This is a genomic window from Agarivorans sp. MS3-6, from assembly GCF_054112545.1.
Map to the genome: position 1 here is coordinate 2,714,662 of NZ_CM134202.1, position 25,339 is coordinate 2,740,000.

A 25,339-nucleotide genomic window follows, 5' to 3' on the forward strand; every position below is an offset into this window, starting at 1 on the left:
TAGCATGAACAAAAAAATGGTGTTTCGAATAGCGCTTTTTTTGCTCGCGGTTTACTTACTGGTTCCGTTAGTGATTACGTTAACTGGGCGCAGCGATTTTTATTACACGCTAACTTCAGTGGCTTTGTTGTCGATTGCATCGGCGGGGGTATGGTTAACCTTTTATATTGGCCGGATAAATATTGGCCAAGGGGCTTATGCTTTAGCCGGTGGCTATGTATCGGCTATTTTAGTGACCCAAGCAGGGCTTAACTTTTGGCTTAGCTTGCCTTTAGCTGGGCTATTTTGTGCCGTATTATCGGTATTTATCGGGCTGCCGATTTTAAGGTTACGCGGCGTGTATTTTGCCATGGTGACGTTAGTGTTAACCGAAGTGATGCGCCTAACGGCTTTGGCATTACCTGTGACACAAGGCGCCAAGGGTATTACTTCTATTCCGCTACCTAAGGCGGTAGAAATATTCGGCATTACCCTGATCCCCGATTTTGCTAGTCTAGACAATCCTAAAATTGCGTTCTACCTGATGGCTGTGACCCTCATGATCATCGCTTACGCGGTAGTGTGGCGCTTGGTTAACTCGCGTTTGGGGCATCTGTGTCGCTCATTGCAGCAAAATGAAGAGTTATCAGCCTCTATTGGTGTAAATACCGCTTACTTGCGGATTGTAACCTATTCAATTTCGTCCTTTTTTGGCGGCATTGCTGGGGCGAGTTTTGTTGCCATTTCGCAATCAATTTACCCTTCATCTTTCCAAGTCGCCGACAGTGTTAACTTCATGTTGAACTGTTTCTTGGGGGGCTTAGGTTATGTATTTGGGCCGATGTTAGGCACTTTAATGTTGTACTTCGGTTGGGATTTATTATTTACCGCTGGTAAGTATCAAATGCTGATTTTTTCTAGCCTACTGATCATTTTGATGTTGGTGTTACCCAACGGCGTATTTAGTCTGCTGGAACGAAAAAAGGAGCGCTTATGACAGCCCTATTAGAACTGCATGGAGTGACTAAACGATTTGGTGGCTTAACTGCGGTGAATAACATTAGCTTCTCAGTAGAGAAGGGCGAGATATTGTCGGTAATAGGTCCTAACGGGGCGGGTAAGTCGACCTTATTTCAGCTGATTTCATCATTTTTGAGCACCAGCAGTGGCGAAGTGTTATTAAAAGGTGAGCGAATTAATAACCTCGCACCGCACATTGTTGCTCGTAAAGGGGTGGTTCGTACTTTTCAAGAAACCACGGTGTTTCGCTCAATGACGGTGCGCGAAAACATTATTGCGGCGCATCACTTACGCTCCAAAGCCTCCTTATTCGGCTTTTTTCTCGGCAGTGCGGCGGCCCGCAGTGACGAACGCATATTTGCTGAGTCAGCCGATAAAATTATCGAATTTTTAGAGATGCAGGCAATTAGCGGCGAGCTAGCGTCAAATTTACCGCAAGGCCATTTACGCGCTTTAGGCATGGCCATTGGCTTGGCCACTGATCCCGCTATTTTACTGCTAGATGAACCATTTGCAGGCATGAACCACGACGAAACCATGAAAATGGTCAGCTTGGTGAAGCGCCTAAGAGACGAACGGCAAGTCACGGTATTGCTGGTAGAACATGACATGCCGGCAGTCATGAAAATATCAGATAGGCTGATTGTGATTAATTTTGGCGAGAAAATTGCCGAAGGCACACCTAGCGAAATTCAAAATAACCCCAAAGTCATCGAGGCTTATTTGGGCTCAGAAGATGCAGCTATCGGGATGTAAGCTATGACCGAAATACTTCGTTTTGACAATGTAGAACTTTATTACGATCACGTTTATGCCCTAAAAGGGGTATCGATTAATTTGCATCAAGGTGAAACCGTGGCGCTTATTGGGGCCAATGGCGCGGGGAAATCCTCTATCTTGCGAGCCATCACCGGTTTAACTGACATTAAGTCGGGGGCTATTCACTATCTAGGTGAGCGTCTCGATGGCACTTCAGCACCCGATATTGTGAAAAAGGGCATTGCCATGGTGCCAGAAGGGCGACGGGTTTTCCCGTTAATGTCGATTAAAGACAATTTATTGATGGGGGCATTTACCCGGAATGACAAAGCCGGTATAGCCGATACGCTCGACAGTGTTTTAGAGCGTTTTCCCAGGCTGCGTGAGCGTTACCAGCAGCAGGCTAGTACTCTATCAGGGGGCGAGCAGCAAATGATGGTGATTGGTCGAGCCCTGATGGCAAAACCTAAAGTGTTATTGCTCGATGAGCCTAGCTTAGGTATTGCGCCCAAGTTAGTACAAGACATAGCTCGCTCTATTGTCGCTATCTCTAGGGACCAAGACGTAAGCGTATTGTTGGTAGAACAAAATAGTCGCATGGCGATGTCTATTTCCAATCGCACCTATGCCTTATCTACCGGCTCGGTAGTGCTTGAAGGGCAGTCCAGTGAGTTGATGAATGATCAGCGGATTAAAGCCGCTTATCTCGGCGGAGAGGTGTAACCAACGATGCGAATTCTGGTAGTTAATCCTAATACCTCAGCGGCCATGACCGACAAAATCGCCCTGTCAGCCAAGCAGATTGCGGCGACTGGCACTGATATTATTGCAGTGCATTCGCAACATGGACCTGCGTCTATAGAAGGTTATTACGACGAAGCCTTAAGCATTCCCGGTATGTTAGCGGCGATTCAGGCTGTGGTGAATTACGATGCCATTGTGATTGCGTGCTTTGATGATACCGGCTTGGATGCCGTGCGCTGCTTGACCGATAAACCGGTGCTGGGCATTGGTGAAGCGGCTTGTCATGTGGCGTCGATGCTGGCTAATAAGTTTTCGGTGGTCACCACCTTGGCCCGCTCGGTACCAGCATTAGAGCATAATTTGCTGGGCTATGGTATGGACAGAAAATGCGTGAAAGTGCGCTCATCTGAAGTTGCGGTATTAGAGCTTGAAGAGAATAATCCTGCAGCCTTGTCAAAAATTTCTAGCGAAATTGAACAGGCCATTATTCAAGATCGCGCCGAAGCAATTGTATTAGGTTGTGCAGGTATGACCGATTTAGCCAACGCTTTGTCTATAAAATACGGTTTACCAGTGTTAGATGGAGTGTCTTGTGCGGTGTCGTTATGTGAAAGCTTGGTGCGTTTAGGAGTGAATACTTCCCGTTTAGGTGGTTATTCACCGGCGGTGGATAAGTACTGAAACAAGATAAACCAAGCCAAGCGGCATTGACTTGGTTTATCTTTCACGAGGTGTTTGTCTGCGAAGTTAGACGCTAGGCACTTGTTGGGTAATGCAATGAATATTGCCGCCACCCAGTAAGATTTCACGCGCCGTCACTCCCACTACCTTATGCTCAGGAAATGCCTCAATCAGCACATTTTTGGCCAATTCATCGTTAGCTTCATCTAGTAGAGGAAACACCACTAAGCCATTGCTTATCAGAAAGTTGGCGTAAGACGCCGCTAATCGCTCACCGGCCTCACGTTGCATGCCCTCGGTTTGGTCTATTCCCGCCGCTTCCTCTTCACTCATATAAAGAGGGCCAGGCATGGGGAGTTTATATATTTTTAGCGCACGGCCCTTGGCATCGCGTTCATTACTGAGCTGTTTATACGCGGCTTGGCTAATGGCATATTGCGGGTCGCTGGGATCATCACAGCAAGTGAGAGCCACTTCTCCGGGCTTAATTACATGCATGATATTGTCTACATGCCCATTGGTTTCGTCGTTATATAAGCCCTTGTCTAGCCAGATGATTTTCTCTATACCCAAATAGCTTTTTAGATTCTCTTCTATTTGTTGCTGAGACAAATCAGGGTTTCTGCTGGGGTGAAGCAAGCATTCTTTGGTGGTATATAAGGTGCCGTCACCGTCAGTGTGAATGGCTCCGCCTTCTAATACAAAGGGGGCTTTGTAGCTAGCGTCTCCAGTGATATTGAGCATCTTCTCGGCCACCGCATCATCTAGATCCCAAGGGAAATAAAGGCCATCAACTAAGCCGCCCCACGCATTAAATTGCCAACTAATACCGCGGCGCTCGCCTCCTTGATTAACCACGTAAGTAGCGCCAATGTCGCGCATCCAGCTGTCGTTATAAGACATCTCAATCACTTTGATATGGGCTGGCAACTGGGCCCGTGCATTAGCGTATTGGCTTTGTTCAACCAACATTACCACTGGCGTAGCTTGGGCAATCGTTATTGCTACCTCTACAAAAGCGTGTTGGGCAAACTTGCCGCTATAGCGCCAGTTATTGCTGCGTAATGGCCATGACATCCACACTTCGCTTTGTGACTGGTGTTCACCGGGCATATAAAAACCGGCACTGGCAGGTACCTCTTCGATGATTCTGCTCATGCTTAAGCTCCTGTTTCGCTGGCCAGATTCAGTGGGCTACTTTGTCGTTTCGCTCGTAGCAGTAGCAGCTCACCAAGGGCAATGGTGGCTAGCACGCCGCTTAATACTGGAATGGTATATTGCCAATCGATAGTGCCGAAAATGATATCTGGGAAGATAAATAGCACCACCGCTTGTAAGATAACGAGGAAACAAATAACGGTCATCGCTAGCTGCACTTTGAGCCCGCCCGGTATTTTAAATGGCCGGGCTGTTGCTGGATCGTTAATACGCAGCTTTAAGTAAGCAGGGAACATCAATAAGTAAGGTAATAGGAAGATGCAGCTTGAAAAGGCAAACATCGACCAGAACAACTCATCATTGGTGTTAGCAAAAAAAGTGTAGATGAAAATAACGGCAGTAGAAACTAACCCTGTGATGATGTTCGCACCTACCGGGGTGGCGTATTTAGCAGAGCTTTTTGCCACAATGTTAGGTAACTCACCGTCTTTAGCTGACTGCGCAGCAGCGCGGCTAGAACCCATGGTCCAGCTCACCATATTGCCAATAAAGGTCAGTAGGGTCACAACGCCTAGCGCATAGGTCATAAATATACCTAGCGGACCATTGCCAAACAGTACTTTAAGGGCATCAATAATGCCTGCTACTAAGCCCACTTCTTCAACCGGCAGTGCCATTAGTATGCCCAAGGTGCCAATAATGTAGAGAAAGGCCGTAATTGCAATGGCTAAGAACACCACCTTGGGAATTTGTTTTACGTCTTTCATTTCTTTAGTCATGGTGGCGACCAATTCAAAGCCCATTAAATTGAAGACTAACGCAGGAAGAAATGCCGCTCCGGAATCAAAAGAAGGCATTATTGCCGCTAAGCTAAATTCGTTGGCAACACCATTTTTCATCGCATAAATAAAACCGCCTATGCCAAGCACCGAGATTATGAGCACTTTTAATACCGCACATACATTGGTAATTAGCACCCCCACATCAACTGAGATATTACATACCCACACGGTTAGCCAAGTCAGGCTTATGCAAATAAACACCTGAGCGCTAAGGGGTAAGTCTGGCGCAAATAGTTCTGAAAACATACCGGCAAATAAGATGTACACCGCGGGCATCCACAAGCCAACATTTATCCAGTAAAACCAGGTCGTTCTAATAGCCCAGCTGGAGCCAAAGGCTTTCTTTACCCAGTCGTAAATGCCTCCCTCTCCGGGGTAGGCGGCGCTGAGTTCTGAGGTGATCAAGCCATAAGGAATCACAAAAATAACTAAGATGAGTGTCCACCACCCTAGAGAACTTACGCCTATAGACGCTGACGCCGTTAAGGTGTCTACGACCAGTACCGCACATAAGCTAAACAATGCCAGTGGGGTTATGCCCATTTTTTTAGTTGTCATGCGTCTAATCCTTTAACTGACCATCTAGGGTTAATAAGTGTTGGTAATGCTCGGGGCGTCGATCTCTAAATAGCCCCCAAGCACTGCGCTGAAACTCAATCTCGTCTAGATCAAACTGGTGTACGAGTACCTCTTGAGTATCGCGGCTGGCTTTAGCCAGTACTTCGCCGGTGTAATTGGCAATAAACGAAGACCCAAAGAAGGTGATTTGATGATCGCGAGACTTTGCTTGTTCGCAGCCAATTCGGTTAGAGGCTATCACTGGCACCTGATTGGCAGCGGCATGCCCCTGCATCACACATTGCCAATGCGGTTGAGAGTCTAGCTCTGGTTGGCTTGGCTCACTGCCAATAGCGGTTGGAAAAAATATTAACTCGGCACCTTGTAAGGCGAGGCTACGGGCGGTTTCTGGAAACCACTGATCCCAGCAAATACCAATGCCAACTTTGGCATAACGGGTGTTCCAAACCTTGAAGCCGGTATCGCCAGGGCTAAAGTAGTATTTCTCTAAATATCCATCACTATCGGGGATATGGGTTTTTCGATAAATGCCTAACAGCGAACCATCGGCATCAATCATCGCCAAAGAGTTAAATTTCACGTTGCCCGCTTTTTCAAACCAGCTGAAGGGCAACACCACTTCTAGCTCCTTGGCTAACTCAGAGAGCTTTTTAAAGGCCAAATTATCTTCTAAGTAACTGGCGAGCTTGTGATATGACTCTTCAATTTCAATACAAAAATATGGTGTTTCAAACAGTTCTTGAAGCAGGATGATTTGCGCGCCTTTGGCGGCGGCTTCTCTTACTAAATATTCTGCCTTGGCAAGATTTTCTTCTATGTTCCATGAACAAGACATTTGTGTGGCGGCTACAGTGACTTTTCTCATCCCAATTCCTATACGGGTGATGCAAACTATGGAACATTTTTATCTTAAAAAGGGTTATTATAAAAACGCTATTTTTTTATTTGTGTATGAGAGATATCGATAACTATGGACATAGATATAAATCAACTACGCCTGCTGGTGGTATTAGAAAGGGAAAGGCATTTATCTAAAGCCGCCCAAAAGCTGTTTATGAGCCAGTCAGCGGCTAGCCATATTTTGTCTAAACTGCGTCATCGTTTTGATAACCCGTTATTTATCAAAACCCGCACCGGCATGGAGCCAACACCGCTGGCTCAAGCCTTATTACCTGATATTGAAAAGGGCCTAAGTTCGATAGACATGGCCTTAGCCAAAATGAAGCCATTTAACCCCTTACTCGACGCCAAAACGTTTTACATTGGTGCTATCGACTACTTTGAGTTTTATGCACTGCCTAAATTGGGCAAAAAAATGGAGAACAGTGCACCCAATGCACGAATTGCGGTAGACATTCTTTCCGAAAACATCCAAATGGAGCGGGTAGAACAAGGCCGAATAGACCTGATGTTAGGGGTGGATACATTGCAAAATATGCCGCGTTATTATCACCGTTATCATTGGCTAAGCGATCCTTATGTTGGCATTGTGTCCAAACAACAGAGCAACTTTCCTGAAAATTTTACCTTTAGAGACTTTGTAGAGACGCCACAGGTACACCTACCCTTAATTAACTCGGGTGCCGATCCCATCGACCGATGGCTACTGGCGCAGCACCAAGCTCGGCAGATTTCAATGACGGTGCAAAGCTATGCGGTGGGCGCAATGGTCACCGCCAATACCCGTAACTTAATGTGTGTGCCGCAACGGATTGCCAAAGAACTCGAACAAATGCTACCGGTACGCATTGTTGAGCTACCAGAGGGCATACCCGAGCTATCGTTAAGCATGTTTACTCATCAGTTATACGATAGCCAAGAGAGTGTTCAATGGTTAATCAAACAAATTCAGCAATGCACCTGACAAGTTATTCATGCACTCATCACCGGGTTTTAGGTGAGCCTGGGTATCACGCTCCGGTAAATTGCGATTAAAATCACTTTAAAATATGGACTATTGCCACTTGCTTGTTAATGTTAGTCAACGATTTATCAGTACTTTTCTCAGCACCCATATACAAGGATAGAAAGTGAACAAATATTTACTATTACCATTGATGGTTTTAACCTTTGTGACGCCTACGATGGCTCAAGAAACGCCAATCGATGAGATGTTTAAGGTTATGAAGATGGACCAGCAGTTTGAAGGTGGATTCGAGGCCATGATGCCAACCATTGATCAGATGACCGCTCAATTTAGATTGGATAATGAGGGTAAGGAAGAGCTTAAGGGTATTTTTCGTGCTTGGTTTAATGAAGATATCGACCGTCCGAAAATCATTAATGATATGAAAGAGCTGTACACACAAACCTTTACTGATGATGAAATCATCGAGATTACAAAGTTTTACCAAACGCCAGTCGGTAAAAAATTCTTAGAAAATTCAGCCCACTTAATGCAGGTAGGTGCCCAAGTAGGCATGCAAGAGGCGCAATCTAAACAAGCGATGTTGATGGAACGAGTAAAACCTTTCTTGGAAAAGCACGGTATTAAATAGGCGATATGCCTCTGGCTCCCCACCTAGACTTAGGCGGCTTTTATATCTTACTTTAATAAGCCGCTAGTTGATGTTGGTATATGTCCGACCGCCTTACAGTGCAAAGCACTGGGCTCAATCAGACTAAGCGATAGGCTTAGTTTCTCCCGGTGACAACGGTGACTTACTTTGCTGATTCGCATAGTAACGATTGATTAGAAAACAAGACATAGAAGCGATGGCTATGCCGAGCATGTCTGCCGAGGCGTCGATAAGGTCAAACGTGCGATGCGGTATAAATGCTTGGCTGAGCTCTTCACCAAGGGCAAATATAGTCACCAAAATAGCTCCCCAATAAAGCCGAACACTCGCAATGGCTAAAACGCGAAACTTCAGGGCGATCACCAAGATAAACGTGAGTGTGCCAAAAAGGCAAAAGTGGCCTAATTTGTCGCCATAAGGAAACGAGGCTACAAAGTTAAAAAACACGCTAGAGCCGCCAGTATTCGCTAAATAAATAACCCACAAAATAAAGCCAAGAAAGACTGCTGCGAATACAGTGGCCAGTTTATTCATAATCAATCGCTAAAGAACAAGAAGACTTGCAAAGCAATATAACAGGCCGTTCAACTTGAGATAAGCGAATGATGCTGAATCATAGAGACTGCGTTAACCGGGTTAACAAGGTGGTGGTTGTCAGTGTCATCATATTCAGTCAAATGGTAGACTGCTCCCTTATTTTGTTTAGTGTTTAAAGGTAATGTGATGAACCCAATTATTGCAATGTTGAAAGAGAACAATATTAGTGACCAACAGATCGGCGAGGTGTTTCAAGCGCTGACAGACAATCCTCTTGCAGCAATGGCAACGATCTCTCAGTTGGGCTTACCTCAAGAAAAACTTCAACTTATGCTCGGCCAGGTGATGCAAAACCCCGCTTTGATTAAAGAAGCGGTAAACGAGTTAGGTTTAGATTTCTCGAAAGTTGAAGCCGCCAAAGAGCAGCTTCAGAAGTAAGTTTCATTGCTAGATAATCTGCAAGGGGCGTTTAGCGGTTATATATTACAGTCTTATCAGCCCGTTTTATCTTTAGCGTTGTAGATTGCTCGCTTAAGCCGAATCGACAACCCTTGGCTAGTTCTGTTGGTGTCAATGTTGCTGTGGCTGGCCGCACGATTAGCTAAAGCACTTGAGCCCTAAAAGCGTTCGACCACCGTTAAACAGCCTTGCTTAGACTGACGAAGCGGTGCTGCTGTAACCGAGGTTTTTCTATGTCATTTGAGTTACTAGGCTTGTGTAGTGCGCTGTTGAAAAGTGTTGCTGAACAAGGTTATACAAAACCAACACCGATCCAACTCGAAGCGATTCCGGCGGTACTGAGTCAACGTGATGTTATGGCGGTGGCACAAACGGGTACCGGTAAAACAGCGGGTTTTATCCTACCGATGGTACAGTTGTTATCTGGCGCTGCTAGCCCGAAGGCTAGCTCGGTTCGTGCACTTGTTATTACTCCCACTCGAGAACTTGCCACTCAAGTGCTCATGAATGTACAAAACTACAGCCGTCATATGAATATTCAATCAGCGGCGGTGATGGGGGGGGTGAGGATAGAACCGCAAATAACACAGTTGCAAGCGGGTGTAGATATCTTGGTTGCCACCCCTGGCCGTTTGATTGATCTATACAAGCAGCAAGCGATTCGCTTCGATCAGCTTGAGATCTTGGTGTTAGATGAAGCCGACCGTATGCTGGACTTAGGGTTTATCGACGAGATGAGCTACCTCCAAAGTGTACTGCCTAGCAAACGTCAAACCTTGATGTTTTCAGCGACCTTTTCAAAACAGATCAAATCGCTGGCGAGCGGTATGCTCAATAATCCGCTGTTGATTGAAGTTGCCGCCGCAAACAGCACGGTTGATTCGGTTAAGCAGCGTCTCCATCCGGTAGATAAAGCGCGTAAAAGTGAGCTGCTGATTCATCTTATTAAGCGTAATAATTGGCCTCAAGTGTTGGTGTTTAGTCGTACTAAACTGGGTGCTGACAGTTTAGCCTCTCAGCTTGAAACGGCTGGCATTAGTGCCGCTTCTATCCATGCTAACCGAACCCAACACGCTCGTACATTAGCTTTAGAAGGGTTTAGAGACGGCAGTGTTGCAGTGTTAGTTGCTACTGATATTGCTTCTCGAGGTATAGATGTTAGTCAACTGTCTTGTGTGATTAACGTCGATCTGCCCTATGTAGCAGAAGACTATGTGCACCGAATTGGTCGTACTGGTCGAGCTGGCAGCTTTGGTTTAGCGGTTTCACTGTTTAGTGAGGATGAAACTAAACAGTTGAGAGCAATAGAGCGCTTAACGGGCCTGAAGTTCAAACATGACATTGTCCCTGGCTTTGCGCCCAAGCCCAAACCGAAGCAAGCCGTGAATATATCGGATGATGATGACGAATATGGCAATTTTGAGCCAGACCCAGAACCGCAAGGCCGAGCTAAAGGGCGAGGAAGTCGTCAGCCCAAGGTGGCTAATCGCAGTGGCAAAAAACGACCGCGCAATAAATGACAACAAGCAGATTAAAGAAAGCAGCCGTAGTCTTAAGACTAAATTCATTGGCATGCAGTTAAAGCAAAGCCGCTCTAACAGCGGCTTTTTCTAATCTTCTTTATTGAGTTCTGCTAGGGCGGCCTTTTCTAAGGCCGGATCTGGCTTATCTTTTTGTAAGTCGGCATCATCGGGCAGAGGCTGACCAGTATAGGCATGTAAAAAAGCTTCGCAAAGCAATTCGCTATTGGTGGCGTGACGCAAGTTATTAATTTGTCTGCGGGTACGTTCATCAGTCAATATCTTTAATACCTTAAGAGGTATAGATACTGTGATTTTCTTAACTTGTTCGCTTTTTTTACCGTGTTCAGCGTAAGGGCTGATCCACTCACCGTTCCATTCTGTCGACATACTACAATACACACTAAACCAAAGAGACCCTATTGTAACGGGGGAAAAGCCACTTAGCAATCCAACAGCAAAGACATTTAGACGTCTAGAAGTGTTGACGTCTTTTTTGCTGGTGGTAAAGTGGCAGGATAAATTGAGGGAGTAAATCAGCAAATGTCTTTAAAAGATCTTCAAGCAGCCACCATAGCAGTGCGCAGCGGTATTGAAAGTGATAGCCAGCACGGCGCAGTAGTTCCGCCCATTTATTTGTCGAGCAACTACAGCTTTGCTGATTTTAACCAGAAACGCCAATTTGATTACAGCCGCTCAGGCAACCCTACACGCCACATTTTGGCCGAAGCCATTGCCAATTTAGAGCATGGCGCGGGCGCGGTCATTACCAATACCGGTATGTCGGCGATTAACTTGGTTACAGCCTTATTAGAGCCGGGTGATTTACTGATTGCTCCTCATGATTGCTACGGCGGCAGTTACCGCTTATTTGATAGTCTGGCTAAGAAAAGTGCTTTTGAAGTGGCTTTTGTAGATCAAAATGATTGGTCAGCACTGGCTGAGCTATTAACCAAAAAACCTAAAATTGTTTGGCTAGAAACGCCAAGTAATCCTTTATTGCGAATTGTTGATATTAAGACTATTGCCGAGCAAGCTCATGCTGTGGGGGCCTTGGTGGTGGTAGATAACACCTTCTTATCGCCAGCCCTGCAAACCCCTATTTTGTTAGGCGCAGATATTGTGGTGCATTCGGCCACTAAATACATAAATGGCCACTCTGACGTGGTGGCCGGAATGGTCGTAGCGGCCACTGATGAGTTAGCCGAGCAGCTAGCTTGGTGGGCGAATTGTTTGGGCTTAACTGGCTCTGCCTTTGATTCCTATCTCACTTTGCGCGGCTTACGGACTCTCAAGGCCAGAATGAATGTCCATCAGGAAAATGCACAAGCCATTGTGGCGTGTTTGCAGCAGCAAAGCGCTGTGGGCAACATTTATTATCCTGGTTTACCTGAGCACCCGGGCCATGCGCTAGCGCAAAGCCAGCAGCGTGGTTTTGGTGCTATGTTGAGTTTTGAATTGGCTTTAGATGAGAGCCAAATGGTGAAATTTTTGAAAGCGTTGCAGCTGTTTTCCTTGGCCGAGTCGTTAGGTGGAGTAGAGAGTTTAATCGCCCACCCTGCGACCATGACACATGCTGCCATGTCGAGTGACGCCTTGGCAGAGGCAGGGATTTCTAATCAGCTATTACGCGTGTCGGTGGGTTTAGAAGACGCCCAAGATTTAGTTAATGACTTACAGCAGGCCTTTGCCAAACTTTAAGTTTGGCTAAAAGTTGTAGAGAGGTATTCAGTGTCAGTAAATAGGCATGTTCATAAATTTGGCGGTAGCAGTTTGGCCGATGCGGGTTGTTTTAAGCGCGTTGCCAATATTGTTGCTGAACATTCTCAGCCCCATGATCTTATTGTTGTGTCAGCAGCCGGTAAAACGACTAATCGTTTACTGAAGATCATTGAGCTAGCCAAGCAAGCAGATGATGCTACTGGCGAGGCACTAAAAGGGCTTATTGAGTTTCAATCTAAGTTAGTTAATGAGTTATTAACGGAGCAAAAGGCCAAGCAAATTGTCAGCGCTTTAGATCTTGAGCATCATCAAATTGCCAGTGTATTAGAGGGCGAGCTCAGTACCTTTAATATTAACCAGCTGTTGTCTTTTGGCGAACGCTGGTCAGCCCGTTTGTTAGCTGCATTGCTCAGCGAATTAGACTGCCAAGCCGAATGGTTAGATTCTCGAGAATTTTTTAAAGCGGAATTATCAGCTCAGCCTCAAGTTGATGTTGAACAAAGTGCGCCATTATTAGCACAGTGCTTAGCGGCTAAATCGGCTTGTAGAATAGTCGTTACCGGCTTCATTTGTAGCGATAGCCAAGGGCGTACTGTAACCTTAGGGCGCAATGGCAGTGATTATTCGGCTACTGAACTCGCCGCTTTGGCTGATGCCATCTCTACCACTATTTGGAGTGATGTGGCCGGTATTTACAGCGCTGACCCGCGCCTAGTAAAGGATGCGCAGCTGTTAGAACAGTTGGCTTTGAATGAAGCCTCTGAACTGTCTCGCATTGGTAGCTCGGTGTTACATGCGCGAACGTTAGAGCCCTTGGCTCGTTCTAGACAAAAAGTGAATCTGCGCTGTAGCTATGCTCCGAAAGATGGGCAAACCCTTATCTATCGCAAAGGTATAAAAAGTAACGCGGCTAAAATTGTCACCTCAGTAGACGATATCGTGTTACTTGAGCTGACTTTTAAGCAAGATTTTAGTCGCCATGCTACTGGTTTATTAGCAGAGCTAGCAAAGAATCATTTGGCTCCAGCTACTCGCCACAAGCATAGTGAAACGGGCTCTTTACGCATGGCCTATACCCGCGAGTTAGTGGATGAAGCCTTAACACGCATTGATCACTTGGCTGCCCAGTTTCAGGTGCAGCGAGTAGAGCGCAGCGAAGGCTATTGTTTGGTGGCATTGGTTGGCGCAGGTGTCTGTGATAACCCGCAGCAGTGTTACCAATTTTTTCAGCAGTTAGCTGAGCAGCCTCTCGAGTTTATTCATTCGAGTGCCGATAAGTTGAGCTTGTGTGCGGTAGTTCGAAAAATCACTTTAGAGCCCTTGCTTAAAGAGTTGCACACCAACTTGTTTAAACAAAAACGTAAGCTAGGTTTAGTGGTATTTGGTAAAGGCAACATAGGTAGCCAATGGCTAAGTTTGTTTGCTGAGCAAAAAGCAGAATTAGAGCAGCGCTACCCATTAAGTTTGAGTCTAGCCGGCGTGTTTTCTAGCCAACGTGGTCAATTAGATTTTACAGGCTTAGATGCCAAGCAAGCCTTGACGGGCGAACCAAACCTTACACTGATTTGGCCTGATCTGTTCGATAAGCTTAGCCGCCACCCTTATGATGAACTGGTCGTTTTAGATATTACTGCCAGTGAATCGGTAAGCGCATATTATAGCGAGTTTGCGCGCCGAGGTTTTCATGTGATTACCGCCAATAAACATGCGGGCGCCAGTGAACAAGCAAATTACACAGCCCTTAAAACCAGCTTTGCTGATCACGGTTCACATTGGTTGAGCAATGCCACGGTTGGCGCTGGTTTACCGGTGCAATCTAGTATTCAGCACTTGCGCCAAGCGGGTGATCAGATTCTGGCTATATCGGGGATATTTTCTGGCACCTTGAGCTGGTTGTTCCAACAGTATGATGGCTCAGTGGCCTTTTCTGAGTTGTTGGCGGATGCGCTTAACCAAGGCCTAACAGAACCCGACCCGCGAGAAGATTTATCCGGGAACGACGTGCAACGTAAGCTGCTAATTTTGGCTCGTGAAGCAGGTTTTTCATTAGAGCTTGATGATATTCAACTACAGTCTTTGGTGCCTGAACGTTTAGCGGGCTTAGCGCTTGAAGATTTTCTTGATGCGATGGTGGAGTTAGATGAGCCTATGCTGCAAGCCTACAATGATGCTAAACGACAAGGCAAGGTGATTCGTTTTCTGGCTAAGATAAACCCCCAAGGGAAGGCTGAGGTAGGCTTAGCAAGCATTGATGAGCGACATCCGTTTGCCAACTTAAAGCCTTGTGACAATATTTTTGCCATAGAGAGCCAGTGGTACAAGAAAAACCCCTTGGTCATTCAAGGCCCTGGCGCTGGCAGAGAAGTGACCGCCGGAGCACTGCAAGCAGATTTAGTGAGCTTGTGTAGCGCACTAAGTTAAACAGCGGAATATTTAAAACAAAAAAAGCCTCCATAAAGGAGGCAAAATAAGGGTACAAAAGGGTGTTTAACAAACGTTTGAAGGATAACCTTCGTTCTAGTATTAAAGGCTCTAGACAACCTATCTCAAGAGGGCGGTAATGACACCGCCTTCTTAATGTTACTACTCACACTTGCTTATCATCATCGTTCCGCCAGTTAAGGCATCATTGATTTCAAAGCTGTAAACATAATCACCGGCTTCAGGAATCACAAGACTTGATTCAGTGCCCTCACCGGCGGCAATTGACATTGCTTGCTCTGTTGCAATAACTGCTACGCCTGTAGCCGTTGCAAATTCTGAGCTCCAATCAGCGGCAGCGAACTTGAAACCAAATGATGTGGTCGCAGGTTCAGTGACGACGACTTGGTAAATGTTGTCACCTTTGTAGCTAAATTTGTGACTATCTGGTGTCGCACCAAAGCCATCACCACCATTATAGTTACCGCGGATCCACATCTCTTTATCAAGAGGGCCATTGCCAGCAACGTCAGGTGCGCTGCAGTCAGCTAAAGGACCAGTGCCGATCAAGCTTCCACCATTGCCTTGTTGCGGGCCTTCAGCAGTTGCCGACAGTACTTCAAGGAATAGTGATTCAAAACCCTCGATGTCGATGCTGTAACCACCCGATGCGATATCGATGGTTTCGTTGGTCAGCATATTACGCAGTTGACCATCACTACCAATATCTTCACCGGTGACATCAATAGTAAAGCTGTTAGTACTGGTGTTGTTTAGAAATAGTATGGTGTTGTCTTCATATTGCTTGTGGTCGAAGAACACACTGGCGGCGTCATCATGACTAATAGCGATGCGCTCACCTTTATACAGTGCAGGGTTAGCAGCACGCAGAGTCATCAGAGAGCTGATGTAGTCCCGTAAATCGGCTTGACTGGCGTCTGCGTTAAATACTGCACCGCCTTGCTCGCTGGCTAAACCTTCCACTTTACCACTGTTACGGGCAACGTGATCGTCACAGAGACCTTGGTCAGCACAAGTTGTGTTATCTACTTGGTCTGCAAATCCGGGGACTTCGTCGCCAATTTCTTCACCGTAATACATGGTAATGGGACCAGAATAAGCACTTAAGAAAGCATAAGCTGCTTTATGGCGAGCCCAGTATTCTTGTTGGTTTGGTTGAGCAATGTCGCCACGCTGTAATAAATCACCAAAACGAACTAAGTCATGGTTACCAATAAAACCATTGGGTACGGCGTGGTCTGGGTTGGCTATTTGAGCGTTGAACGCAGCATTTAAATTGGTTGCGTCGCGACCTCCACTGCCATTTTCTTCTACGGCATAGGTTTGAGTAATGCTATAACGCATTGGAAAATCAAAGGCCGAACATACGCCTGGTGCTGCTTCTGGGCCATAACCTTCATCACGAATCTGACTACCGCCACCATCCCAAATCTCAGCAACCATGTAAGCGAGAGGATTAACGCTTTCGCCATTCATGGTGTAAGTGGTTGCTTTTGAGGCATCTTCTACCGATTTACGTATTTCTCCCCATGCGCCAACCGGAACTTGGTAAGCTTGGTCTAAACGCCAGCCATCAATACCTAGTTCAGTGACCCAATAGCTAGCCACTTCTTTGTAGAACTCTAAGGTGTCGTTATCGGTACCCGGGTAACTTACTGGGTTGTCACTACCAGAAGGTGTTAGGCCGTTAGGAGACGGAGTAACACTGCCTTTATGGTGACCAAATACGCCATCAAAAATAACGTACATACCTTTTGCATGTGCTTTATCAACTAATTCTTTAGCTTGCGCTTTGGTACCAAAATTAGGGTCGATTTCAAAGTAGTTACGAGTAAAGTAGCCTGTTGCATCAAGCTTAGAGCTACCCTCTGAGTCAAAAATTGGGGTCATCCAAATCGCATTCATACCTAGGCTTTGAATGTAATCTAATGAGTCAATGATACCTTGAAGATCACCCTTGTGGTGGCTAGTGCCGTAACCATCGTTATAGTCATGGTTAGAGTCACCATCGATGAACGCTTCGGTCATTACTTGGTAAATACGCAGTTCTTTCGCTTTTTCATAAATAGCTGCATCACACGCATAAGCTTGGTATTCGTAATCTGATGGAGGTGTTGTGCCACCACCATCACCACCACAGGCACTTAACCCAAATACAACTGCCATTGAGATAGCACTTTTAGACCAATTCATAACTCTTCCTTGCTAGGTACATCTTATATAGCTTGAGTAAATCACAGCGTAGGCCATCTAGATACTTGGTATCGTTTTCAAGTTGATGAAAAATTGACCCAGCTCGCATCTTTGGTTTTATTGAGATCTTTCACAAGATATGAAATCCTTTTCATGTCTTGTTTGTAAACGGACTGTATTTGTTGTAGGGGCAATGCGGTTGGATTAAGGATCTTAAATTTGGCTTTTTCTTCGCTCAAGGTATTATGCTCTAGGGAATAAAGAGGAGAAGTAATGAGCGGTGTAAGAGCGCAGCAAAAAGAAAAGACCCGTAGAGCGATTATTGACGCTGCATTTAGTCAATTGAGTGCTGAGCGCAGTTTATCCAGTTTAAGTTTGCGAGAAGTCGCCCGTGAAGCGGGTATTGCGCCAACGTCTTTTTATCGTCATTTTTCTGATATGGAAGAGCTAGGCTTAACCTTAGTGGATGAAGGGGGACTAACTTTACGCCAACTGATGCGCCAAGCTCGTCAACGGATCATCGCCTCTGGCGGCAGCGTTATTGGCACGTCGGTCGCAACATTTATGGAGTTTGTGTTTAATAATCCGAATATATTTCGCTTATTGCTGCGCGAACGTTCAGGCACTTCACCAGCTTTTAGGGCTGCGGTAGCCAGAGAAATCGCTCATTTCATTGCAGAGTTAACCGATTATCTTGAGCTCCAATACCGCTGCCCGCGAGAGGACGCGCAAATGCAAGCTGAAGCAATGGTTATCTTAGTATTTAACGCAGGCGCTTCAGCGCTTGATTTAGCGGAGCATGATCGTCAGCAGCTATCTCAAAAAACCATTAAACAATTACGAATCGTAGCCAAAGGTGCGGCTTTATATAACCGCTCTGAAACCCTAAGTTAAGAGGTCGTCAATATGAAAGTAAGAAAATCGCTATTATTACTATCGTTTGTTGCAGGCTTGAGTGGCAATGCGAGTCTTGCTCAGTTTGCTGTAGCAGGATTGAGTTTTTCAATATTTCCTATTATTGCTTTTGTGTTAGCGGTAATGCAGCTCTATCAAATGTATATGCATCAAGACCTGAGTGAAGATTCGCCGATTACTAGCGTGGCGGCATTCTTACTTGGAGCCTTAGGTTATTCAGCCATGTTAAGGGCCGAATTTCCCGATATTGGCAGTAATATCGTATTACTTCTTGTTTGTTTAGCCATTGGACTGTGGTTGATGTTTAAAGTGGGAGGCTTTAAGCGCTAATTGTTTAGTGCCTGCTGCCAAGCTTGGTCGGCAGTGCGTTGATAGCTTTGCCAGTCGCCAGTTAACCAACGCTGGCGACCTCGTTCAGCAAAAAATAAGTGTAACTCGCCGTTAAAAAATTCCCACACTTGGCCGTTGGTGCTAATTAACCCCTCTCCTAGCGACAGGGCATTTGAGCAAAACCCGTTGTATCTCGGGCGATAACGCTCAGGCCCACTGGCAAATTTATCGGCACTTTGCTGACTCGCAAAATACCAGTCGGCCTCATTCCAGCGAACTTTGAAACGGGCCGAGCCTTCAACAATTGTTCTATTTCCGGCCTGAGCGGCGCTATGGTAACTGAGTACATCTGTTCCACCGACCGCTTTATCCCCCCAATAACTGGTACTAACTGGCTCGGCGGCAAAGCTGTTTAAGCTGAATAGTAAGGTAAAGCTAATTATGAATAGGCGGTACATAAGCGGTCCTTGCATTGTGGCTATTATCAACTGTAGACCGATCGGGGCTGGTTGTTATTTCACATTGAAGGAAATCAGCGATTAAGCACCTTAATCGCTGATGGGTTGTTTATCGGCGTTGTAGGTAGACGCCAACCTCAATGTGGTCAGTGTAAGGGAACTGATCAAACAGCGCCCAATGACTAATCTTGTGAGTTTTACTCAGGGTGCTGAGGTTGTCGTATAGAGTATTTGGGTTGCAAGATATGTATACAATGTTGTCGTAGGCTTGCACCATGCCTAAGGTAGCATCGTCTAAACCTGCTCGTGGTGGATCAACTAAAATGGTATTGCATTGGTAGCTGGTTAAATCCACATCGGCTTCTTTTAAGCGGCGAAATTCGCGCTCACCTAACATGGCTTGAGTAAACTCTTCTGCCGACAGACGCAAAATTTTCACGTTATCAATGGCATTGGCTTTGATGTTGTATTGTGCAGCTTCAACCGACGGTTTAGCTATTTCGGTAGCCAGTACTCGATTAAAGTTTTTCGCCAGAGCCAGCGAGAAGTTACCATTACCACAATACAGCTCCAATAAATCACCTTGGCTATTGTTCGTCGCTTGTTGTGCCCATTCCAACATGTGTTGATTTACCACCGCGTTAGGCTGAGTAAAGCTATTCTCAATTTGCTGATAAGTGATCTGCTGTTGATTAACAGTGAGCACTTCATCGACCCGATCTTGCTCCAAACACATTTTCTGTTTACGCGAACGACCAATCAGTTGAATAGAGAACTGCTTACTGAGTTCTTCTTTTAATAGTTTGGCTGCTTCCCGCCATTGTTCATCAATGGCTTTGTGGTAAAGCATGCTCACAATGACTTCGCCGCTCAAAGTCGACAAAAAATCCACTTGAAATAATTTGTAGCGCAATAAGGTATTAGACTTTAATTGCTCAATCAGCAAAGGCATTAGGCGGTTGATAATTTCGCTGGCGGGGGGAAAACTGTCTACTCTAAATTTCTGTTTGGTTTTTTGGTCAAACATAATGTAGTAGAGATCGTCACCTTCGTGCCATATGCGAAACTCGGCACGCATCCGGTAATGTTTAGTTGGAGATCCGAAAATGCTGGGCTCTGGTGGTGAAAATTCAGCAAACTGTTCGCGACGTTTGGCGACTTTCTCGGCCAAGAGATCTTGGTACTGTTCTGGGTAGTATGCAATAGCGCTCATGACCGCTCCTCTAAATCTAGCAAGGAGCGCAATTTAAAGGCGCATCGCGTGCTTGTCCAGTTTATCTACAATAATAGTGATAATATTTCTAAAGTTTTAATTTAACATGCCGATACGCAGAGACTAGGGTAAATCCATGGGGGCTTTATGAATGAACTAAATGGCTTGGGCAAAACGCCCATTCAACAATATGCTGAGCGTCTATTGCAGCAATCAACACCTTCGATTGCTAAGAGCAATGGCCTTGCTGATGATAAAGCAAGCTTGACCCAGCAGGGCGCGGTGGCCAGCCATGTATTATTGAGTTCAATTGAAAAGCACACCTTATCTATTGCTAACGGGGCGGTGACAATACCTAAGCCTGAACAGCCTAGTATTTTTGACGCTGAAGAAGTCGCCCGCAATGTACTTAACTTTGTGGCTGGTTCGCTAAATAGTGCCAAGCAGTCGGGAATGTCAGACGACAAACTTGAAGAAATGATGGCTCAAGCTCGAAAAGGCATTGATGTTGGTTTTGCTGGGGCTCGTGAAGAGCTTAGCGATGCAGGTATTCTAAATGAAGAATTAGAGAAGGGCATTGATAAAAGCTACGACCTAATTCAAGAAGGTTTAGAGAAAATTGAAGACGGTGATTACGAAATCCAATCAGCGCCTATTTATAATCAATTGGCTATGTCTAATTCTCAATCTGCCAGTATGGAATTAGAAACGGCCGAGGGTGATATCGTCACCATCAGCTATGGCTCTCAATTAGCCGCTAGCTATACAGAAGGGCGCTCATCTATTCAGGCTTCCTTTGCTTCGCAACAACAATTTAGTTTTTCGGTCGAAGGTGACTTAAACGATGATGAGCTAGCCGCGATCGCTGATTTGATTAAACAAGTTGATGAAGTGGGCCAACAGTTCTTCTCTGGCGATTTAGATAAGGCTTTTGATCAAGCCCTTAACATTGGGTTTGATGAGCAACAGTTGGTGGGTTTTGCGGTTAACTTTCAGCAGCAACAGAGTGTTGCGGTTACTCAGGCTTACCAGCAGGCTGCCGACAAGCCAGCGGGTGGTTCAGACTTAGTACCTGATCTCAGTGAGTTCTTATCAGCATGGCAAGATATACAAGCCAAGGTGAGTGCTTTGTTTGCTGAGCCTCAATCTTCTACCGAAGCATTGTTAGCGGGAATATTGCCGATTTCAAGCCCAGCGGAAGAGAAAGACAAGCAAGCAGGTGTTGAACGCTTCAAAGGCTTCGCTGACAGAATGGCTGAGGCCGTAGCACTGTTTAACAAAACCCCTACTAATCAAGCCAGTTCTGCCAACAATATTAGTTAATTTCAAGTTCAGCTAATGCTCGTTGCTTTGTGCTATCAATCACATAAGGGCTAGCTTATAATCTCGCTCGCTGTGGTGCCTAAACGTGTCATGTTTAGGCCTAATAGGGAATCTGGTGAAAATCCAGAACTGTCGCGCAGCGGTAATGAGGAACGAAAGCTCAGGGAGTGACCTTTTCTAAAGATCTCCAGACACTGTTTGAATGACCAAATGGGAAGTCGTAGCCGTAGTACAAATAACCAGCCTCTAAGTCCGAATACCTGCCACAACGCACATGCTAATAAATAGCAAAGTACTACGCGAAGATTAGGAACGATCGATGAACAAGCTTATGTTACTGGCCATTATTACGCCAGCTTTTGGCTATGCCCAAGAAACCCCCCAACAACAACCTACAGTGGTAGTTACCGCCAATCGAATGGAGCAAACTGCCGCTAGTGTTATTGCTCCTCTTACCGTGATCAGCCGTGATGAGATAGCCAGCAGCGGCGCTCAAGATATTGTTGATGTACTGAACCAGCAAGTGGGTATTAGTGTGGTTCGTAGTGGCGGTAAAGGCCAAGCCGAAAGTGTATTTATTCGCGGCTCAAGCTCTGCACAATCTTTGTACCTCATCGATGGTGTACGTATTAATACCGCCACTAGTGGTGGTGCTCAAATGTCATTACTGCCATTAGAATTCGTAGAGCGTATTGAAATTATACGCGGGGCTCGTGCGTCAATCTATGGCGCAGACGCTGTAGGAGGGGTAATCAATATTATTACTCGCCCAGATTTTGGTAGTGAATCACTGGGATTAAAAGCGGCTTTAGGTACGCAAAATAGCGCTAAGCTTGCCGGTCGAGCAACAGGGTTAATCGGTGATAATACTCAATATAATCTTGTACTCAGTGCGGATCAAAGTGATGGGTATGATATTCGCCCTCAAGACAACCTAAATGAAGATTACGGCTATGAGACGTTTGGTGGCCTATTTAGTGTTGACCATCAATTTAATCAAGCTTGGCGTGGTCGTGTCTTTGCCATTCACAATGACAGTGAATCTGAATACATACAAGGTGCGAAAGCACTCAATAAACACCAACAGACCGTATATGGCGCAAGTATAAACTACGCTGCCAATCAGTGGACCAGTGAACTGGGTTTGAATTATCACCAAGACCGTTCAGACAGTGCCCCAGCGAGTGATTTCAACAATCCTGAACGCTACACGACTGAGCGAAATGCAGCTAATTGGCTGTTGGCTTATCAGCTTGATGAAAACTGGTTATTGCAAGGGGGACTAGATTATCAGAATGATGATATTTCAGGCTCTAGCTTGGTATACCAACAAGCAAGCCGAGATAACAAGGCGGCACATATTGGCGCCCGAGCAGACTATTTGGTGCATATCTTAGAGGCGAGTGCGCGTTATGACGACAACGAACATTATGGTGACCACACCACCTATAACTTAGGTTGGGCGTGGCAACTACAGTCTGACTTACGTTTCAATGTATTACATGGCACTGCTTTTAGAGCGCCTACTTTTAATGACCTCTATTACCCTGGGAGTGAAAACCCCAACCTTAAAGCTGAAACCTCGACCAACTCAGAGTTTGGTTTTGCTTTAGACTTACTCCGTAGTCAGTGGCAATTTAACGTATTTCGCAATGATGTCGAAAACTTGATTGCTTGGGGCTGTGTAGCTCGCTGTGATAACGATTACAGTGGTACCCCTGACACATGGCCTCTTTGGACGCCGGACAATGTCAGTGATGCGCGTATTCAAGGCATAGAAATTCAAGGTGATTTTTCAACCTCTTGGGTAAATCATCGGGTGATTGTTGAATACCTTGATCCCAAAGACCAAAACACCAACAAGAACTTAATCCGTCGTCCAGAAGAACAAGTGAAGTATAAGGCTGATGTTAGTTGGGCCGACCTACAAGTGGTGGTTGACTTCTTATGGCGTGGCGAGTCTTATGAAGACGCGGCTAATACCGTGGTTCTTGGTAGCCACTCGGTGTGGGATCTTAGTGCTAACTACCGTTTTGATAACGGCTTCCGTTTAGACGCTAAGTTGCGTAATGCATTTGATCAAAGTTACTCTAGCGCGCAAAACTATCAAGCGCCAGGTCGTACTTTTGAACTCGGCGCTAGCTACCAGTTTTAAGACAAGCGCATAAGCATAGCCGCCAGCCTTAGCATTAGTTACACTAAGGCTGGTTTGATTATGAGGTGGTTTAGTAGCGCGATGGAAGGTCATGTTCTTGTATTTGATTCTGGTGTAGGTGGTCTCACTATCTTAGAGCATATCCAGCGACTAAGCCCTCAGCTGCATTGTAGTTATCTATTCGACAATCTCTATTTCCCTTATGGCGAGCTCGCTGACCAGCAGCTCATTAGTCGCGTTAGCCATATTATTAAGCAAGCCGTTGAGAAACTACAACCCGATATCGTGGTGATTGCGTGTAACTCTGCCAGCACTTTGGCTCTGCCCACTTTGCGTGAACAACTAAAGGTACCGGTGGTCGGTGTGGTACCAGCCATCAAATCTGCGGCTAACTATAGTAGCAGCAAACACTTCGGCGTATTGGCGACCCCTGGTACGGTAGAGCGAGCCTACACCGAGCAGCTTATTCGTGACTTTGCCACCGATTGCCAAGTTGAGTTAATTGGTTCAACACACTTAGTCAAAATGGCTGAACGTAAACTATCAGGCGAGCAAGTTAGCCTCGCGAGTATAAAGCAAGTCGTATTGCCTTGGTTAGGTATGGATAGCATAGATGCCGTCGTGCTGGGTTGTACTCATTTCCCCCTACTAAAAGAAGAACTCACACAGGTCTTAGGCGATAAGGTGGCATTAATTGATTCTGGTTTAGCGATAGCTAAACGGGTAGCGCACCTAGTCGGTTCAGAGGGGCTGGTAGAGTATGGGCGAAAAAAAGTGGAAGCTCATGCTTATTGCACCGAGGCATCCACTAATTCAATACTACTTAATCAATTGCAGGCTTACGGTATTACTAGCCTGCGGTTACTTGACTAGTCTTCTTTACGCTCGTTGGCTTCACGTACTTTTAAAGTGCGCTGTTGAAATTCTTGCTCGTTTAACGCTGAGACAGCATTTGATGCGTCTTTAGCGGCCATTTCAACAAAACCGAAACCTCGGCGTTTACCGGTTTGCTTATCTTTCAATAATCTTACCGATACAACATGACCATGTTCAGAAAACAATTTGCGGATAGCTGACTCGTTAGCTCTATAAGGAAGGTTTCCTACATATAGAGTCTGAGTGTCTATAGACTCAGCGGTATCATGGTCTTGCTCTGACGAATCAGTCTGGGTGTCACTACTAGCGGTGCCACCTGAACTTAACAACACGATAGCGCCACCAATAATCACAGCGATCGACAAGTATAAAGGTTGGATAGGTGCTACGGCGCCAGCGACGAAATATGCAGCTATCGCAACTGCAACTAATATGACGACGGGTAAACTAGAGTTTTTCATAATAAATTCAATGCTCAATGTGTGCGAAATAATGGAAAGCAACTTTATTTAACAAAATTGCGACATCATGTTAGCCAGCTTTTATCCGATAAGCTAGAAAATGTACAATTTCTCTCCCAGAAACTTGCTAAGCGACACAATTACTTTTAATTCAGAGGTTTGATTACGGTTTTGCGGGCCATTTTTGTGGATAAGTTGTGGATAGGGTGTGCCTATGTTGGGGGTTAGTTTTAAAGCTGAAAATAACGGTGATTTTCTTCAAAAAACGCTTGCACTGAAAACGCGGATCCCTATAATGCGACTCCACTGACACGGCACGCAGCGCTGCAAAGCGAAGCACATAGCAAGTCAGGGTTGGTAAGGCCTGAGGCTCTACTAGCGGCGGTTAAACGCTTCATCTTCTCCCAAGAAAATTTCTTCGGAAAAGAATGAAAAAAGCGGTTGACAGTCACAG

Annotated in this window: 24 protein-coding genes and 1 riboswitch; of the genes, 15 read left to right on the forward strand and 9 right to left on the reverse strand. The window is 45.6% G+C overall.

Annotation, left to right across the window (positions count from 1 at the left end; genetic code table 11):
* Positions 1–4 precede the first annotated feature (4 nt).
* From ACVFI8_RS12475 to ACVFI8_RS12490, 4 genes are read left to right on the forward strand one after another with little or no spacing between them, the layout of a single operon-like run.
* Positions 5–976: a branched-chain amino acid ABC transporter permease gene (locus ACVFI8_RS12475; protein ID WP_248713154.1), complete on the forward strand. Its 972-nt coding sequence runs from the start codon at positions 5–7 to the stop codon at positions 974–976.
* Positions 973–1,755 carry an ABC transporter ATP-binding protein gene (locus ACVFI8_RS12480; protein ID WP_248713153.1) on the forward strand — a complete coding sequence of 261 codons (783 nt, stop codon included), beginning with the start codon at positions 973–975 and terminating at the stop codon, positions 1,753–1,755. Before ACVFI8_RS12475 ends, ACVFI8_RS12480 begins: the two co-directional genes overlap by 4 nt.
* A gap of 3 nt (positions 1,756–1,758) precedes the next feature.
* Positions 1,759–2,481 (forward strand): ABC transporter ATP-binding protein, encoded by a 723-nt coding sequence (locus ACVFI8_RS12485; protein WP_248713152.1) that lies wholly within the window; start codon positions 1,759–1,761, stop codon positions 2,479–2,481.
* Between the two features lie 6 nt (positions 2,482–2,487).
* Positions 2,488–3,183 carry an aspartate/glutamate racemase family protein gene (locus tag ACVFI8_RS12490; protein ID WP_248713151.1) on the forward strand — a complete coding sequence of 232 codons (696 nt, stop codon included), beginning with the start codon at positions 2,488–2,490 and terminating at the stop codon, positions 3,181–3,183.
* 66 nt (positions 3,184–3,249) lie between these two features.
* Here ACVFI8_RS12490 and aguA read toward each other — a convergent pair whose 3' ends face one another.
* The 3 genes from aguA to aguB are packed head-to-tail and all read right to left on the reverse strand — an operon-like array spanning position 3,250 to position 6,627.
* The gene (gene aguA / locus ACVFI8_RS12495) at positions 3,250–4,341 is read right to left on the reverse strand and encodes an agmatine deiminase (protein WP_457871502.1); all 1,092 of its coding nucleotides are present in this window, start codon (positions 4,339–4,341) and stop codon (positions 3,250–3,252) included.
* A 2-nt stretch (positions 4,342–4,343) separates the two neighbouring features.
* Positions 4,344–5,741, reverse strand: a complete 1,398-nt coding sequence (locus tag ACVFI8_RS12500) for an APC family permease (protein ID WP_457871503.1) — start codon at positions 5,739–5,741, stop codon at positions 4,344–4,346.
* Between the two features lie 4 nt (positions 5,742–5,745).
* Positions 5,746–6,627: an N-carbamoylputrescine amidase gene (aguB, locus tag ACVFI8_RS12505; RefSeq protein WP_248713148.1), complete on the reverse strand. Its 882-nt coding sequence runs from the start codon at positions 6,625–6,627 to the stop codon at positions 5,746–5,748.
* A gap of 105 nt (positions 6,628–6,732) precedes the next feature.
* Here aguB and ACVFI8_RS12510 point away from each other — a divergent pair, with 105 nt between their 5' ends.
* Both ACVFI8_RS12510 and ACVFI8_RS12515 read left to right on the forward strand, forming a co-directional pair.
* Entirely contained in the window at positions 6,733–7,626 is an 894-nt protein-coding gene (locus ACVFI8_RS12510; RefSeq protein ID WP_457871504.1) for a LysR family transcriptional regulator, read from the forward strand.
* Positions 7,627–7,792: 166 nt separating this feature from the next.
* Entirely contained in the window at positions 7,793–8,260 is a 468-nt protein-coding gene (locus ACVFI8_RS12515) for a DUF2059 domain-containing protein (RefSeq protein ID WP_457871505.1), read from the forward strand.
* Between the two features lie 123 nt (positions 8,261–8,383).
* Here ACVFI8_RS12515 and ACVFI8_RS12520 read toward each other — a convergent pair whose 3' ends face one another.
* Positions 8,384–8,815 carry a VanZ family protein gene (locus ACVFI8_RS12520; protein ID WP_457871506.1) on the reverse strand — a complete coding sequence of 144 codons (432 nt, stop codon included), beginning with the start codon at positions 8,813–8,815 and terminating at the stop codon, positions 8,384–8,386.
* Positions 8,816–9,004: 189 nt separating this feature from the next.
* Between ACVFI8_RS12520 and ACVFI8_RS12525 the strand changes: the two genes are divergently transcribed.
* Both ACVFI8_RS12525 and ACVFI8_RS12530 read left to right on the forward strand, forming a co-directional pair.
* A complete protein-coding gene (locus ACVFI8_RS12525) occupies positions 9,005–9,256 on the forward strand; it encodes a DUF2999 family protein (RefSeq protein ID WP_248713144.1) in 252 nt (83 codons plus the stop codon).
* A gap of 254 nt (positions 9,257–9,510) precedes the next feature.
* The gene (locus ACVFI8_RS12530; RefSeq protein WP_457871507.1) at positions 9,511–10,797 is read left to right on the forward strand and encodes a DEAD/DEAH box helicase; all 1,287 of its coding nucleotides are present in this window, start codon (positions 9,511–9,513) and stop codon (positions 10,795–10,797) included.
* Between the two features lie 90 nt (positions 10,798–10,887).
* Here the strand turns inward: ACVFI8_RS12530 and metJ are convergent, their stop codons facing one another.
* On the reverse strand, positions 10,888–11,187 hold the full coding sequence (gene metJ / locus ACVFI8_RS12535) for a met regulon transcriptional regulator MetJ (RefSeq protein ID WP_248713142.1): 300 nt from the start codon (positions 11,185–11,187) through the stop codon (positions 10,888–10,890).
* 153 nt (positions 11,188–11,340) lie between these two features.
* On the opposite strand from metJ, the gene metB reads away from it, so the two are divergent.
* Positions 11,341–12,498, forward strand: coding sequence for a cystathionine gamma-synthase (gene metB / locus ACVFI8_RS12540; protein WP_457871508.1), 1,158 nt, complete (start codon positions 11,341–11,343; stop codon positions 12,496–12,498).
* A 30-nt stretch (positions 12,499–12,528) separates the two neighbouring features.
* On the forward strand, positions 12,529–14,940 hold the full coding sequence (locus ACVFI8_RS12545; RefSeq protein WP_457871509.1) for a bifunctional aspartate kinase/homoserine dehydrogenase II: 2,412 nt from the start codon (positions 12,529–12,531) through the stop codon (positions 14,938–14,940).
* A 162-nt stretch (positions 14,941–15,102) separates the two neighbouring features.
* Here ACVFI8_RS12545 and ACVFI8_RS12550 read toward each other — a convergent pair whose 3' ends face one another.
* Positions 15,103–17,154 carry an alpha-amylase family glycosyl hydrolase gene (locus tag ACVFI8_RS12550; protein WP_457871510.1) on the reverse strand — a complete coding sequence of 684 codons (2,052 nt, stop codon included), beginning with the start codon at positions 17,152–17,154 and terminating at the stop codon, positions 15,103–15,105.
* A 273-nt stretch (positions 17,155–17,427) separates the two neighbouring features.
* Between ACVFI8_RS12550 and fabR the strand changes: the two genes are divergently transcribed.
* On the forward strand, positions 17,428–18,048 hold the full coding sequence (fabR, locus tag ACVFI8_RS12555; RefSeq protein ID WP_248713138.1) for an HTH-type transcriptional repressor FabR: 621 nt from the start codon (positions 17,428–17,430) through the stop codon (positions 18,046–18,048).
* A gap of 12 nt (positions 18,049–18,060) precedes the next feature.
* Positions 18,061–18,399 carry a DUF1422 family protein gene (locus ACVFI8_RS12560; RefSeq protein ID WP_248713137.1) on the forward strand — a complete coding sequence of 113 codons (339 nt, stop codon included), beginning with the start codon at positions 18,061–18,063 and terminating at the stop codon, positions 18,397–18,399.
* Here ACVFI8_RS12560 and ACVFI8_RS12565 read toward each other — a convergent pair.
* Together ACVFI8_RS12565 and trmA are read right to left on the reverse strand one after the other, a co-directional pair.
* Positions 18,396–18,857, reverse strand: coding sequence for a YHS domain-containing (seleno)protein (locus tag ACVFI8_RS12565; RefSeq protein WP_457871511.1), 462 nt, complete (start codon positions 18,855–18,857; stop codon positions 18,396–18,398). The two genes, ACVFI8_RS12560 and ACVFI8_RS12565, sit on opposite strands and share 4 nt — an antisense overlap.
* A 109-nt stretch (positions 18,858–18,966) precedes the next feature.
* Positions 18,967–20,070 (reverse strand): tRNA (uridine(54)-C5)-methyltransferase TrmA, encoded by a 1,104-nt coding sequence (gene trmA / locus ACVFI8_RS12570; protein WP_248713135.1) that lies wholly within the window; start codon positions 20,068–20,070, stop codon positions 18,967–18,969.
* A gap of 147 nt (positions 20,071–20,217) precedes the next feature.
* On the opposite strand from trmA, the gene ACVFI8_RS12575 reads away from it, so the two are divergent.
* The 3 genes from ACVFI8_RS12575 (at position 20,218) to murI (ending at position 24,421) form a co-directional block, all read left to right on the forward strand.
* Positions 20,218–21,393, forward strand: coding sequence for a DUF5610 domain-containing protein (locus ACVFI8_RS12575; protein WP_457871512.1), 1,176 nt, complete (start codon positions 20,218–20,220; stop codon positions 21,391–21,393).
* Between the two features lie 56 nt (positions 21,394–21,449).
* A riboswitch (cobalamin riboswitch) is annotated at positions 21,450–21,675 on the forward strand.
* 37 nt (positions 21,676–21,712) lie between these two features.
* On the forward strand, positions 21,713–23,548 hold the full coding sequence (locus tag ACVFI8_RS12580) for a TonB-dependent receptor domain-containing protein (protein WP_248713133.1): 1,836 nt from the start codon (positions 21,713–21,715) through the stop codon (positions 23,546–23,548).
* Between the two features lie 60 nt (positions 23,549–23,608).
* Positions 23,609–24,421 (forward strand): glutamate racemase, encoded by an 813-nt coding sequence (gene murI / locus ACVFI8_RS12585; RefSeq protein WP_457871513.1) that lies wholly within the window; start codon positions 23,609–23,611, stop codon positions 24,419–24,421.
* Here murI and ACVFI8_RS12590 read toward each other — a convergent pair.
* On the reverse strand, positions 24,418–24,885 hold the full coding sequence (locus ACVFI8_RS12590; RefSeq protein WP_248713131.1) for an RNA recognition motif domain-containing protein: 468 nt from the start codon (positions 24,883–24,885) through the stop codon (positions 24,418–24,420). The two genes, murI and ACVFI8_RS12590, sit on opposite strands and share 4 nt — an antisense overlap.
* Positions 24,886–25,339 lie beyond the last annotated feature (454 nt).